The organism is Actinomyces sp. HMSC065F12, assembly GCF_001814535.1.
GTDB classification, from domain to species: Bacteria; Actinomycetota; Actinomycetes; order Actinomycetales; family Actinomycetaceae; genus Pauljensenia; species Pauljensenia radingae_A.
The window spans coordinates 67,374-79,135 of the sequence record NZ_KV816943.1 but is presented as its reverse complement, the minus strand read 5'-3'; the positions used below and the strand labels follow the sequence as shown (position 1 = coordinate 79,135).

The window sequence follows — 11,762 nt, the reverse complement described above, 5'->3', positions numbered from 1 at the left end:
GGCAGGACAGCAGTGGCATCCCCGCCCGAAGGATTTGCGGTCAGGACACACCCAAAAAGGCTGGGCCGGACACTAAACACCCCGCGACACGCCCACCCCATACACACATTTCGGGCATTAACCCCAAAAAGGCGGTGAGATGCAGAAAGGCCAGCAAGATGTGGAAACGCCGGCAGTGTACTGAAAGGCGGCCGTATACAGAAAGATCGGGACACCGCAACAAACTGTCAACGATGTCCCGACACATCACAATGGTCGGGGTGGCGGGATTTGAACCCACGACCTCTTCGTCCCGAACGAAGCGCGCTACCAAGCTGCGCCACACCCCGTGCGACCGTTCAAGTATAGCGATGCCGATGCTGAGTACACAAAAATAAGAGAGCAAATACGCTGCAGTTTCGGTCACACCCTTTGCGTGGCGCTGATGAAAGGGAGAAGCGGGTGAGGCTTCTGGCTGTTGACACGGCTGGAAACCTCACCCGCGAGGGATGGCAGTTAGTTCAGGTCACCTCCGTTTCCGGGACACAACCGTGAGTGCGGTTGCGCCGACGATGAAGCTGAGCGCAATGAGGCCAGTCAGGTTGTTCGCACCGGTGCGAGCAATTCCCTTGGCGACGATGTACTTACCGTCCGCGCTCTTCTTGGACTGTTCGACTTTGCCTGGAGTGACCGGCTTGGCTGGGGTGACAGGGCATGGCTGCGCAGCCACCGACAGGTCCCATTCCACGGTTGCGCCGTCTTTAACCATGTAGTCCTTGGCCACTGAAGCTGTGACGTGAACCGTTGAGTTGGTCTTTTCCGTGGTGTAGGTGACGCCTTCCTGGGTTGGAAGCTTCACCGTTTGCTCAACGCCGCACTTGTCGGCGGGAACCACTGTTGGCGCCTCGGGGGTCACGACTTTGGTGACAGTGCCTTTCACGTCCATCTGGAATGTGTCGATTCCCAGCGGTGTGGCGTAGTAAGGAGGATTGGCAAGTGACAGCATGACCGGCGTTGCGGTATTGGCCGCCAGAGCTCCAATCTCCACGCCAGCTTTGAGCTGCGCGCCTGTCACTTCCATCCGCGTGTCCCCGACAGTGAGGGCGTACATCGTCTGGTCTTTCAGGGCATTGGACGTGACAGTTGCCGTGGCATCCATCACCGCATTGTCCTTGGCAGTCAGGTACACGGTGTGGGACACGTCCCCTGAGTATCCAAGGGTGCTCGGCATGCTTTCTGCGTTCTCTTCAGTTGCGGTGAAGGTGCCGTTATCTGACGTGACAGTCTTCTCCGACAGGTACAGTGGCTTGCCTTCTGTTTCAACCTTGATCACCGGCAGGTTCGCGTCAGGGGAATTGCCCTTGAGTGTGACTGTCAGTGTGGTTCCCTCATGCGTGAACGGAAGTTCCGTATCCGTTCCGTCAATTGTCACAGACTTGACCGTGGAGGAAAGGCCGCGCAACTGGATGGTCTTGTCAGGAGCCCAGCCGTCGGTGACACCCAGGTACACCGCATTGTCGTTGACGACCGCATATCCCCAGTTTTCCTGTGGGAAACGGGCGTAGCGTGAGCCGTTGAGAATGGCGGGGTGAGCCTTGTTCCATTCCCCCACACCCTTGAGGATGTTGACCTCGAATGGATCCATTTCGCCGGTGCCCTTGGGGCCAATATTCAGAAGGTACTGGCCACCGTTGGCGACTGTTGTGAACAGGTTGTTGACTTCGTGCTGAATCTGGTAGGTCAGCTGAGCGGGATTCTGCCGCTTGTTTTCTATTTCAGGCCACTTGCAGTATCCCCAGCACGTGGGGAACGTTGAACGGGCAGCTTCCCACGGTGCCTGGCGTTTCTGGCTGAAGACCGCGTTATCGCCACCGACTTCGAAGTCACCCTTGTTGTTCCACACGCGTGAGCTGACCATGGCGTTAGGCTGCAGTTCATGCACCCAGTTGGCCATTCGCTCTGACTGGTCGGCAGTGGGGGCGCCCATATCGAACCAGACCTCAGCGATTTCGCCGTACTTCGTCATCAGCTCAGTGAGCTGAGACTTGATGTAGGGCATCATGCTTTCGGGGATCTTGTTCATGTTCGAGTAGGGCTCAGCTTCGTGCTTAGTCCAGTCGATAATCGAGAAATACACGCCGAACTTCAAACCGACATCGGCGCAAGCAGTCGACAGTTCTTCCAGAGGGTCGAGACCCATATCGGTCTTATCAATGACGTTATAGTCAGTTGTTGCGGTATCCCACATTGCAAAACCATCATGGTGCTTTGATGTGATAACCAGATATTTCATTCCAGCGTCTTTAGCATTTTGACACCATTCATGGGCATCAAATTCAGGCGCATTCATTTGTGCTGCTTCAGCAAGATAATCTTCGTCGCTGATTTTCGACCAGGCTTTAATCTGTTCCGGATACCCTAGGGGCTGGCGTTGACCTTTGTAATATCCACCGAAGTTCGAATAAACGCCCCAGTGGATAAACATTCCGAACTTCAGCTTTTCCCAGTTTTGGGCGCGCTCCGATTCAGTGTAGGGAATTGCTGCATCCACGCCTACCACGGGAGATGGGTTCGCGGGTGCCAGATCGGCAGACGGTTCAGCGAAGGCTAGACCTGTCATAGAAGTTATGAGGCCCAGAGTTAACGCTGAAGATGCAAGAAAATGTAGCTTTCTCACGTGATCTCCTAATAGTGTGACAACATTGTCGCCGACTACGCTACTCGAAAGAATTACTTTTCTTCTACTGTTTCGGTATTAACCAAAATAAAGAGTTAATTTATTGCAAGAAACAAAATTAAAACAAAAGGAATAAGGATCTAAGTCCCCCCCACACATAATGCGGCTCAAGGTGATGTCAACCGATTTCAGTTCGCGCCAACCAGACGCAGAATCGACACCTCGGGGCGCGTGGCGATACGAACCGGCGCCATCGGGGAGGTTCCCAGACCGGCACTGACATGCAGCGGAGCCGAGCCGCTTGTATGGGTCCACCTGTGCACACCCTTGGCGTAGCGCGGCGGCAGGTCGCAGTTCGTCACCAACGCCCCCCACACGGGCAGCCCGATCTGTCCGCCGTGAGTATGTCCCGCGCAGATCAGATCCACACCTCGATCAACGAACGCATCGAGGACCCTGCGATACGGTGCGTGAGTGACACCGATGCGGATGGTGTCCGAATCATCCCATCTTTCCGGCAGCTTCGGCATGCGGTCGCGTTCAAGGTGAGGATCGTCAACACCTGCCAGATTGACCGCCACCGACCGGTCGCCGTGCGCCATGCGCACCGTCAGCTGATCGTACCGATTCGACAGGTCAACCCAGGACGCCCTCGTCAATTCCTGAACGAAATTGCGCCACGGCAGACGCGCCAGGCGGGACGTGTCGTGAGTGGCGTGCGCATCGCGGCGCAGATAGTGCGTCCAGGGGCGGAACGTCGACGACGTGTAATAGTCATTGGAACCCAGCACGAACACTCCGGGGTAAGCCAACAGCGGCCGGTAGGCCTCACGCAGAAGCGAAGCTCCCGTCGCATTGCCGAAGTTGTCGCCCGTCGACATCACCATGTCGAAATCCTCGGTTCGGGCCACGTGGTCAAGAAAATCGACGAGGAAGTCCTGACCGGAATACAGGTGGAGGTCGGAGATGTGCAGGATGCGCAGCTCTTCGCCCTGGCGCAGTGCAGGCACTGGAATCGAGAAGTGCCGTACCGTCGGGCATCGTCGCTCGCACTGACCCCAGGCAAGCGAAGCGACCCCCAGACCCGCCACCGTCGCAGTGGCCAGGCCCAACGCGCGGCCCGCTGCGATCAGGCGGGGTGGCAGAACTGATGGCTGACGGGACGCATTGAGCAAGATGCGAGGATCCGTCGCAGCCAACGACTGGCGCGCGTTGAACTCACTCATCGTTATCTCTCTCGCTCAATAATCGTGCCGTCAGGAAGCTCGATGCTTTCGCCGGGCTTCAGATTCAAACTGTCAAGATCAATATTACTGAGGTCAACCTGGCCGTCGGTGGACAAACTAGTGGACGAGGAGTTCGCGTTGTTACCTGCGTTCCTGTCGCGATTCTGGTTCTGGTTGTTCGAGTTGGCGTTGTTCTGAACCTGACGTGTGCCATTCAGGTTGGCGTTCGGCAGGGGCTGGACTTCCGCACCCTGAAGAGCAAGGTTCATGTACGGCATCCACAGGTGCAGGCCAACCGTGGAACCATAAGGAACCGAGTAGTAGCGTCCGGCCACCGTCACATCGGAGACCTGCTGGGATGATGCGTTCGCATGACCCATCCACGCGGCGGTGGCGAGCTGCGGTGTGAAGCCAACGGTCCATGTGTTCGAGTTCGAGTCAGTCGTACCGGTCTTTGCGGCAAACGGGCGGCCACCCTCCAGGTAAATACCTTCCTGCGGGCCGTACCATTCAGCAGCTGACTTGCCCAGAAGCGTCGCAACCTTATCAGCCACTTCCTGATCCAAGACCTGATGACACGACGGCTTGAATTCCTTCAGGACATTCTCTGAGCGGTCAGAAACGGACAGGAGCGCCGTCGGTGGGCACTGCGAGCCACCGTTGGCCAGCGTGCCGTACGCCGAAGCCATCGCGAGTGGCGATGCGCCGGTCGAACCAATGATGTTGGACGGGAGGGCGGCCGGCGCTTCACCCGTATTGGGGTCCTTAATGCCCAGGTCAGCTGCGCGCTGGAAAATCTCACACAAATCGAGGCGGCTCGCCATGTTAACAAATGCCTGGTTGACAGACATCTCTGTGGCGCGCAAGACCGTGTGGGAGCCGTCCTTGCCGGGCAGGTCGCCCACCGTCCACGGCTCGAAGCCACCGATCGCGGCGCCGTTGCAATGGAAATCACCCGGCGTGTAAGTGCGGTTACCCCGGCCAACACTTTCATAAGCGCCGTGACCTTCCTTGAACCACTGAATCAGAGTGAATACCTTGAAGGTTGATCCGACGTCAAAGTTTGAGTCCGCCGAATAGTTCACCTGCGTCATTGCTGGATCAGATTCGTTGGGTGCGCCGAAGTGCGTATTTTGAGCCATCGCGACGATGTGGCCGTTGGACGGCTCCACCGACGCGATCGCGGCGTCGACTCCGTTACCCGGTGGCAATGCTCCGTTGACAACGTCCAGCGCAGCTTTCTGCTTATTCGCGTCAATCGTGGTGCGAATCGTGATACCGCCGGTCTTCAGCAGGCGTTCACGTTCGATGCGGGTCTCACCGAATATTGCATCGTCGAGGAACTGCTGCTTGGCGAACTCGCAGAAGTACTCCATACCCGTCGCCGCGCCGGCACAGCCCTGGGGGCGCTCGTTCGGGTTGAGCATGTCGGGAACAGGTGTGGCCACCGCCTCGTCGTGTTCCTGCTGAGTAATGATGCCCTGATCGAGCATGACGGAAAGGACGATGTCACGTCGTTCCTGAGCGGCATCGGGGTGAACCAGCGGATTGTAGGAGACCGGGGACTGCACCAGGCCCGCCAGCAACGCCGACTGCGGCATGGTCAACTCGGATGCGTGGGAGGAAAAGTACAGGTCAGCAGCGGCTTCAACGCCATAGGTGGTGGGGCCGAATGGTGCGATATTCAGGTAGCCGGTCAGGATGTCATCCTTGGACATCTGGCGCTCCAGACTCATCGCGTACTTCATTTCACGCAGCTTGCGCTCAGGTGTACTCACCGTCGCATCGTGAATCTGTTCAGGGTCGCCTTCCAGAAGGCCTTTCTCCACCAGCGAGTTACGCACGTACTGCTGCGTGATGGTCGATGCACCCTGCATGCCGTCATCGTCGGAGAAGTTACGCACAACGGCGCGCATAATGCCGTCCGGGTCCACGCCGTGATGGGTGAAGAATCGCTTGTCCTCAATAGCGACAATCGCCTGCTTCATCTCTTCGGAAATCTTGTCGGACGGCACGACGATACGGCGCTTGTCGTAGAACTTGGCGATCGTCTGATTGTTGGCGTCGAGCATCGTCGACTCTTCAGCCGGTGCAACGATCTCGATATCTTCGGGCAGCCCCTCGAGAATCGATGGTGAGGCTTTGGCGGCCACCCCCAGTGATCCCACGGCAGGCACCGCGATACCGGCACCCAGGACGCCCAGCAGTGCAGAGATGCAGATGAAGGCGAGCAGGAGCGCCACCAGCTGGACTGGCGTGACTGAACGAGTTCGAGTCTGTGGCTTCGACATAGGTTAAGGATACGTGTGTCCACGTGTATTAGGGGAGGGGAAGTGCCTGAGGTATGAGGAATTCGTCAAATTGAGGCTGCTGGCGTCACCCTCGTCGATGATTGACGAGGGAGGCCGCGGGCGCCTGTTATGCATCCTGTGAGGAGGATATTTCACACTATTGATGATCTCGTGTTGCTTGAATGAGTCAGATGTGTGTATGGTCACAGTAGTGATGGTCAAGGATGATCATGGACTGGAGAACAAGGAATGAGCAGTATCGATCAGGATCAGACATGGGCCGCCCGCGCGCTGTGTGCGACGGAAGAACCGGACGCACTGTTTGTGCAGGGAGCTTCCCAACGCCAGGTACGAGTCAAATGCATGGCATGCGAAGTGCGCCTGGAATGTCTGGCAGATGCGTTGCAGTCAGAAGCTAACTTCGGCGTGTGGGGTGGACTGACTGAACGTGAACGGCGAGCTATGCTGCGTCACTACGACGACGTGGAGGATTGGTGGCAGTGGCTCAACGAATCTCAGGACGCTTTGGCGTGTGAACTACGTACACCGCGGATCCCGAAAGTTCTGGCCCACGTGCGCCGCTAGGAAGCATCGGTATCAAACAGTTAGGCTAGTGACATGACCACATGGGAATACGCAACGATTCCGTTGCTTACACATGCCACAAAAGCAATCCTGGATCAATGGGGTGCTGACGGGTGGGAACTTGTCACCGTCATCCCCGGGCCGACGGGTTCCGATAATCTGGTCGCCTACCTGAAGCGGCCGATAGAAAAACAGGCATAAAAAAGTGGGGCGGTCAGCGACCGCCCCACTTTTTTGACGTCTTCAGCGTGCGCGACGAGCCAGACGGTCAACATCCAGCAGCGTCACTGCGCGACCCTCAAGGCGGATCCAGCCGCGGGAGACGAAGTCAGCCAGTGACTTGTTGACGGTTTCGCGCGACGCGCCAACCAGCTGAGCAAGCTCTTCCTGAGTCAGGTCATGAGGCACGTGAACGCCTTCGTCGGTGGGCGCGCCGAAACGGTCGGCCAGGTCAAGCAGCGCCTTGGCGACACGGCCTGGAACATCTGAGAAGACCAGGTCAGACATGGACTCGTTCGTGCGGCGCAGACGCTGGGCAAGTGCCTTGAGCATGTGCTTGGCCAGCGTCGGGTTCGTGTCAAGGATTTCCATGAGGTCTTCGTGCTCAAGGTAGAGCAGGGTCGCCGGGGACACTGCGGTAGCGTCCGTGGAGCGCGGGCCTGGATCGAAGAGCGTCAGTTCACCGATAATTTCGCCCGGTCCGAGCACGGCGAGCAGTGATTCGCGCCCGTCGTTGCTGGTGTGACCCAGCTTGATCTTGCCTTCGGTGATGATGTAGAGGCGATCGCCAAGGTCGCCCTCGTCAAAGAGAGTTTCGCCGCGACGCAATGCGGTGCGTCCCATCTTGGACTGCAAGAAGTTCTTCTGCGCCTCGTCGAGCCCGTCGAAGAGGGGAACCTGATTGATAATGTCATCAACAAACATGTGAGACCAAACTCCGTTCCTGTCGTCTATGTCGAATCGCGCGAGGCTGCTCGCAGCGTTTCATCTTCCATTGTGTCGTAATCGTGACAATCACCACGGCGTTTTGGCCGGAGTGTATGGCAACAACAGTCAATATTATTATTCATACGTGACGATTCCAACAGAACACGACACATCTGGGCTTGTCAATGCGGGTTCTGAAGCTGCCGAGGCACTTGCGCGTCAGCTGATGAACGCCTATCCGGACGCCACATGCACATTAGATTGTTCGACGCCGTTCCAGCTGCTCATTGCGACAATGCTGTCGGCGCAGACAACCGATGAGCGGGTCAACCGCATCACGCCGGCGCTCTTCGGGGAATTTCCAACAGCTCTGGACCTTGCTCAGGCGCGGCGCGATACGGTCGAGCAGATCGTGCGGCCGTTGGGTTTCCAGCACCGACGATCCGGGCAGATCATTGCGACCGCTCAGGCGCTGTGCACTGAATTCGGTGGTGAGGTTCCGCAGTCCAACAAGGAGTTGGAAAAACTCCCCGGGGTCGGGCATAAGACGGCCAACGTCGTGATGGGAGTGTGTTTCGGAGCGCGCGCACTGACAGTTGATACACATGTCGGCCGCCTGTCTCGCCGTTTGGGATGGACGAGGGCGACCAGCGTGACGCGCGTCGAAAAGGACGTGACAACACTGCTGGCAGGCGTGAACTGGACGAAACTGTCACATGTTCTGATCGCACATGGTCGCTCAGTGTGCACTGCCCAGGGGCCTCGATGCGATGAGTGTCCGGTGGTGGATCGCTGCCCGAAAGTCGGTGTAGTGCCCTGGTCAGGTGGTGGGCAGTGAAGCCAGGAAATCGCTGATCAGGGTCGTGACACGCTCGGGTGCTTCTTCGGGGGCGAAGTGCCCTACTGCGGGCAGCATTGTGGTGTGCAGCGGATAGGTCACATGGTGTGAATCGCGCGCAAAATCTGTAGCCGACAGTGATGAATCTTCTGCGCAGTGCACGCTCAGAGTCGGAACCTGCACGGGGTCGGCCAGCGCCTTGCGCGAGGCGATGGACAGGAATCGCGTGCTGGAAAATGAGTCAGTGGTCGCGGAGGCGGCGAACGCGCGAGCCATTGCGCGTCGATAGGGTTGTGCGTCGGCCAGCATCTGTTCGCGATGTGAGGGCGCCGCCCACGAACGGATCATTGAATCGATGAGTTTGCCGGATTTGAGCAAGGTGACGCGCCGCCAGGGAATATCCATGCGCAGGGCGAGCAGACGCCCGCGCCACAGAGGAAGCAGTGTGGGCCACAGGGGACGTTCCAGTGGGTGCGGCGCCGCCAGCGTCATCACCGCGCGCAACGCAACCGGATTGGTAGCTCCCAGCATCCATGCAACAGCACCGCCCATGCCTGCGCCGACCACTGTGAAGTGGGAAATACCCATTGCTGACATGATGGCGGTGACGTCATGGGACAGTTGCAGCAGATCCACCTTGTCGGCCTGCAGGTCGGAGGCGCCGAAACCGCGCTGATCAACTGCGATCACACGATGCCCCTGATCAGCCAGGGAGGGAATAACATGCCGCCAGGAACGCCAGAACAAAGGGAATTCGTGCAGCAGAACAACGGCGTGGTCACATTCCAACGGGCCGGCATCGACAACATGGAAGGTCGCGCCGCCAGCGTTGACGTGACGATGCTGCCACGGACCGGGCTCTTCCAGAACCTCCCGAAGAGAAAGATCTGCATCCATGTGATTCAGCGGCCCTCATCGCGAGCCTTGGCCGCGCGGCGGCGGGCTCGCCATGAGAAGAAGGCACCTTCAGGATTGATCTTTTCCACCTCAGCGCGCAGAGCTTCCTCCGAGCGGCCACGGCGACGTACCCAGTGAGAGACCCACGCGCCTACCAGCACGATCAGGCCCAGGAGTGCGAAGCGTCCGGAAAATGCGGAGGCCTGGAAGTGGTGAGCAAGATTCATGCCGAATGCGTTCCACGAGTTCAGCCACTGAACAGCAGGCTGAATGAGCTGCGAGAAAATCCCCGGAATGACGATCGGAACAAGTCCGGACAGGAAGGTGAGGATACCCATGACGAAGCCACCCAGCGAGGAGCGCGCAACCGTCACCCCCAGCAGGACAACAATCACCAGAGCGCCCACCAGTTCGGCAATAGCTGCCAGGTTCACTGCCCCCGTCGAGAACGCAGACCCGTCAGCAAGTGTCATGCGCGCCCCGGCATCAGCTGCGAGGAACCATGCGATGGGCAGGAAGATCAAGAATGCGAAGAAGCTCCACCAGTGCGATCCAGCGCGAGACGGAATCTCGGGCGACAGTGTCGTGCCTTCAAAGATGGCGTCATCGAGGGAACTCGGGGTGCCTTCCACGTGCACCGGAACCGGTTCAGCGCGAGGATGCCAGTTTGCCTCGTTCTCATCTGCCGGATCTGCTTCCTCCGGCGGAGAGACGAGGGAACGGCGGTGCACTGCGGTGCGCTCCAGCTCATCTTCATCTGTGGCTGTTTCGTCCTCATCGCGGTCATGGCGATTCTCGAGGACGTCGCGCGGAGCTGGTGCCGGCAAATCATCACGCTCAGGCGGGGAGATGCGGTCGCGAGGTTCATCCTCATCCAGGTCAGGTGCGTCGCCCTCGTCATCAACAGGATCGACGGGGGAGGGGATGCGTGGTTCGGAAGTGGAGGGCACAGGATCGACGGCCGAGGTGTCATCGGCAGCACTGCCAGGCGCTCCAATGATGTTTTCCGTGTCGCCCTCATGCCTGCTCAAGGTCACTTCTTCGCCCGTGAGAATCTCATCGCTGGCAGCTGATTCAGCGATTTCGTCAGTTTCTTCGGGGCGCGGTGCCATCGGCGCAGCCGTTGATCCGCTTGCGCCCTCGAAAGTCGGGCTCTCATCGACGATGAGTTCATCGTCTCCCACTTCACCTTCCGGGCGGCGGTCGTGGAGTTCCTGATCAGACATGGTGCTACCTCCTTAGACCTTTAATGTAGCGTGAGAACTGCCCGATCTTGCGATGGGCGTGCCGAAACGGCCGATTCTGATCGTGTTACATCTCATCCACAAAACCGTGGCGGTGCCCAGTTGCCCGCAACACCTGTGCGCGAACATGGCGGCGCGTCAGCAGCGGACCCATGACCAGTGCGGGAAGCAGTAACCCCAGCGCGGACAGCACCGGCGCAGCCAGAGAAATCTGCGTCGTGGCGAGGGAATGCGGTGTGACCACCGCGCCGGTAAGGCTTGACCACAATGGGATGAGGAACGAAAACGGTATGACCACCAGAACTGAGGACGCCACAATGGGTCCGGACGTTGACCACTGCGAAATCCACGCCACCAGGCCGAAACACAAGGCGCAGATCAGCGCCGGAACTGGTCGGAACGTGTTTTCTGCCATCAGCCCCTCCAACCCCTGTGACGCTACGCGCAGTGATTCCTCGGGCGCGGCAACCATCATCATGATGCACCCGAGAATCAGGGCAACACAGGAAAAGACCGCGACCCACGTCCGGTTGCGCGCATTGTGGAATTGCCCGTTGAAGGGACGCACGCGGGAGGACCCTCCCTGAGAACTCTCGGCACTGGCCTGCTCCAGTTCCCTCAGCGTGGCGTGAACCGTCCACCGCCGCGTGGCAATGGTTGCCACCGTCGCCCCCAGGCAGATGAAGACCACGCATATTGGATACAGACTCCACCGCATCGATGTCAGTGAGTCCGCCTCGCTCATAGCGATTCCCATCCACAGGGGAGCGCGCAACGCGCCGGTCAGCTGGCCCACTCCGACAATTACCGCACTGACAGTGGTGACGGCAAGGCCGGCTGAGGACTCATCAGAGTTGGCAGCCACGAGTGCCAGCAACAGGGTCGTAATGACGATACCGACGGTGCCCTCGGACGATGACAATGGCTGTCCCTGCGCGGTGGCGGCCTGAGTGTCAGCGACCGCAAATCCCATGATGATCAGCGCGACAGGTGAAAAAACCGCTGAGAAAACCGCTGAACGCAGGTGCTGTGACAGCGTGGCCCGAGGGATCGACCTGACCCCAGTCTGTGCCACTTTCGTCTCGCTCACGTTCACCT

The 11,762-nt window shown here is 58.7% G+C and carries 10 protein-coding genes and 1 tRNA gene; 3 read left to right on the top strand and 8 right to left on the bottom strand.

The window, feature by feature from the left end; genetic code table 11:
- Nucleotides 1-252: 252 nt before the first annotated feature.
- The 4 genes from HMPREF2975_RS01390 to HMPREF2975_RS01375 all read right to left on the bottom strand — a co-directional run bounded on the left by HMPREF2975_RS01390 (nucleotide 253) and on the right by HMPREF2975_RS01375 (nucleotide 6,173).
- Nucleotides 253-329: transfer RNA gene (locus HMPREF2975_RS01390), tRNA-Pro, on the bottom strand.
- A 176-nt stretch (nucleotides 330-505) separates the two neighbouring features.
- Nucleotides 506-2,656 carry an alpha-L-fucosidase gene (locus HMPREF2975_RS01385; protein WP_141757242.1) on the bottom strand — a complete coding sequence of 717 codons (2,151 nt, stop codon included), beginning with the start codon at nucleotides 2,654-2,656 and terminating at the stop codon, nucleotides 506-508.
- 188 nt (nucleotides 2,657-2,844) lie between these two features.
- Complete coding sequence (locus HMPREF2975_RS01380) at nucleotides 2,845-3,882, bottom strand: metallophosphoesterase (protein ID WP_083314327.1); 1,038 nt, start codon at nucleotides 3,880-3,882, stop codon at nucleotides 2,845-2,847.
- Nucleotides 3,883-3,884: 2 nt separating this feature from the next.
- Nucleotides 3,885-6,173, bottom strand: a complete 2,289-nt coding sequence (locus HMPREF2975_RS01375; protein ID WP_070725301.1) for a transglycosylase domain-containing protein — start codon at nucleotides 6,171-6,173, stop codon at nucleotides 3,885-3,887.
- 249 nt (nucleotides 6,174-6,422) lie between these two features.
- Here HMPREF2975_RS01375 and HMPREF2975_RS01370 point away from each other — a divergent pair, with 249 nt between their 5' ends.
- On the top strand, nucleotides 6,423-6,758 hold the full coding sequence (locus HMPREF2975_RS01370; protein ID WP_058237482.1) for a WhiB family transcriptional regulator: 336 nt from the start codon (nucleotides 6,423-6,425) through the stop codon (nucleotides 6,756-6,758).
- 33 nt (nucleotides 6,759-6,791) lie between these two features.
- The gene (locus tag HMPREF2975_RS12190) at nucleotides 6,792-6,959 is read left to right on the top strand and encodes a Sp36 family protein (RefSeq protein ID WP_074026219.1); all 168 of its coding nucleotides are present in this window, start codon (nucleotides 6,792-6,794) and stop codon (nucleotides 6,957-6,959) included.
- 42 nt (nucleotides 6,960-7,001) lie between these two features.
- Here HMPREF2975_RS12190 and HMPREF2975_RS01365 read toward each other — a convergent pair whose 3' ends face one another.
- Nucleotides 7,002-7,682 carry a Crp/Fnr family transcriptional regulator gene (locus HMPREF2975_RS01365; protein WP_058237481.1) on the bottom strand — a complete coding sequence of 227 codons (681 nt, stop codon included), beginning with the start codon at nucleotides 7,680-7,682 and terminating at the stop codon, nucleotides 7,002-7,004.
- A gap of 148 nt (nucleotides 7,683-7,830) precedes the next feature.
- On the opposite strand from HMPREF2975_RS01365, the gene nth reads away from it, so the two are divergent.
- Nucleotides 7,831-8,523, top strand: coding sequence for an endonuclease III (nth, locus tag HMPREF2975_RS01360; protein WP_058237480.1), 693 nt, complete (start codon nucleotides 7,831-7,833; stop codon nucleotides 8,521-8,523).
- Here nth and HMPREF2975_RS01355 read toward each other — a convergent pair.
- The 3 genes from HMPREF2975_RS01355 to HMPREF2975_RS01345 form a co-directional block, all read right to left on the bottom strand.
- Entirely contained in the window at nucleotides 8,506-9,420 is a 915-nt protein-coding gene (locus tag HMPREF2975_RS01355) for an alpha/beta fold hydrolase (RefSeq protein ID WP_070725298.1), read from the bottom strand. The genes nth and HMPREF2975_RS01355 overlap by 18 nt on opposite strands.
- A 5-nt stretch (nucleotides 9,421-9,425) precedes the next feature.
- A complete protein-coding gene (locus tag HMPREF2975_RS01350; RefSeq protein WP_058237478.1) occupies nucleotides 9,426-10,646 on the bottom strand; it encodes a Yip1 family protein in 1,221 nt (406 codons plus the stop codon).
- An 85-nt stretch (nucleotides 10,647-10,731) separates the two neighbouring features.
- Nucleotides 10,732-11,754 carry a hypothetical protein gene (locus tag HMPREF2975_RS01345; protein WP_141757241.1) on the bottom strand — a complete coding sequence of 341 codons (1,023 nt, stop codon included), beginning with the start codon at nucleotides 11,752-11,754 and terminating at the stop codon, nucleotides 10,732-10,734.
- Between the last annotated feature and the right edge of the window lie 8 nt (nucleotides 11,755-11,762).

Bases quoted from the DNA above. Each gene is read 5' to 3' on its own strand.
- HMPREF2975_RS12190 (WP_074026219.1), top strand. From the start codon at position 6,792: ATGACCACATGGGAATACGCAACGATTCCGTTGCTTACACATGCCACA.
- HMPREF2975_RS01380 (WP_083314327.1), bottom strand. From the start codon at position 3,882: ATGAGTGAGTTCAACGCGCGCCAGTCGTTGGCTGCGACGGATCCTCGC.
- HMPREF2975_RS01365 (WP_058237481.1), bottom strand. From the start codon at position 7,682: ATGTTTGTTGATGACATTATCAATCAGGTTCCCCTCTTCGACGGGCTC.
- HMPREF2975_RS01375 (WP_070725301.1), bottom strand. From the start codon at position 6,173: ATGTCGAAGCCACAGACTCGAACTCGTTCAGTCACGCCAGTCCAGCTG.
- HMPREF2975_RS01350 (WP_058237478.1), bottom strand. From the start codon at position 10,646: ATGTCTGATCAGGAACTCCACGACCGCCGCCCGGAAGGTGAAGTGGGA.
- HMPREF2975_RS01370 (WP_058237482.1), top strand. From the start codon at position 6,423: ATGAGCAGTATCGATCAGGATCAGACATGGGCCGCCCGCGCGCTGTGT.
- HMPREF2975_RS01355 (WP_070725298.1), bottom strand. From the start codon at position 9,420: ATGGATGCAGATCTTTCTCTTCGGGAGGTTCTGGAAGAGCCCGGTCCG.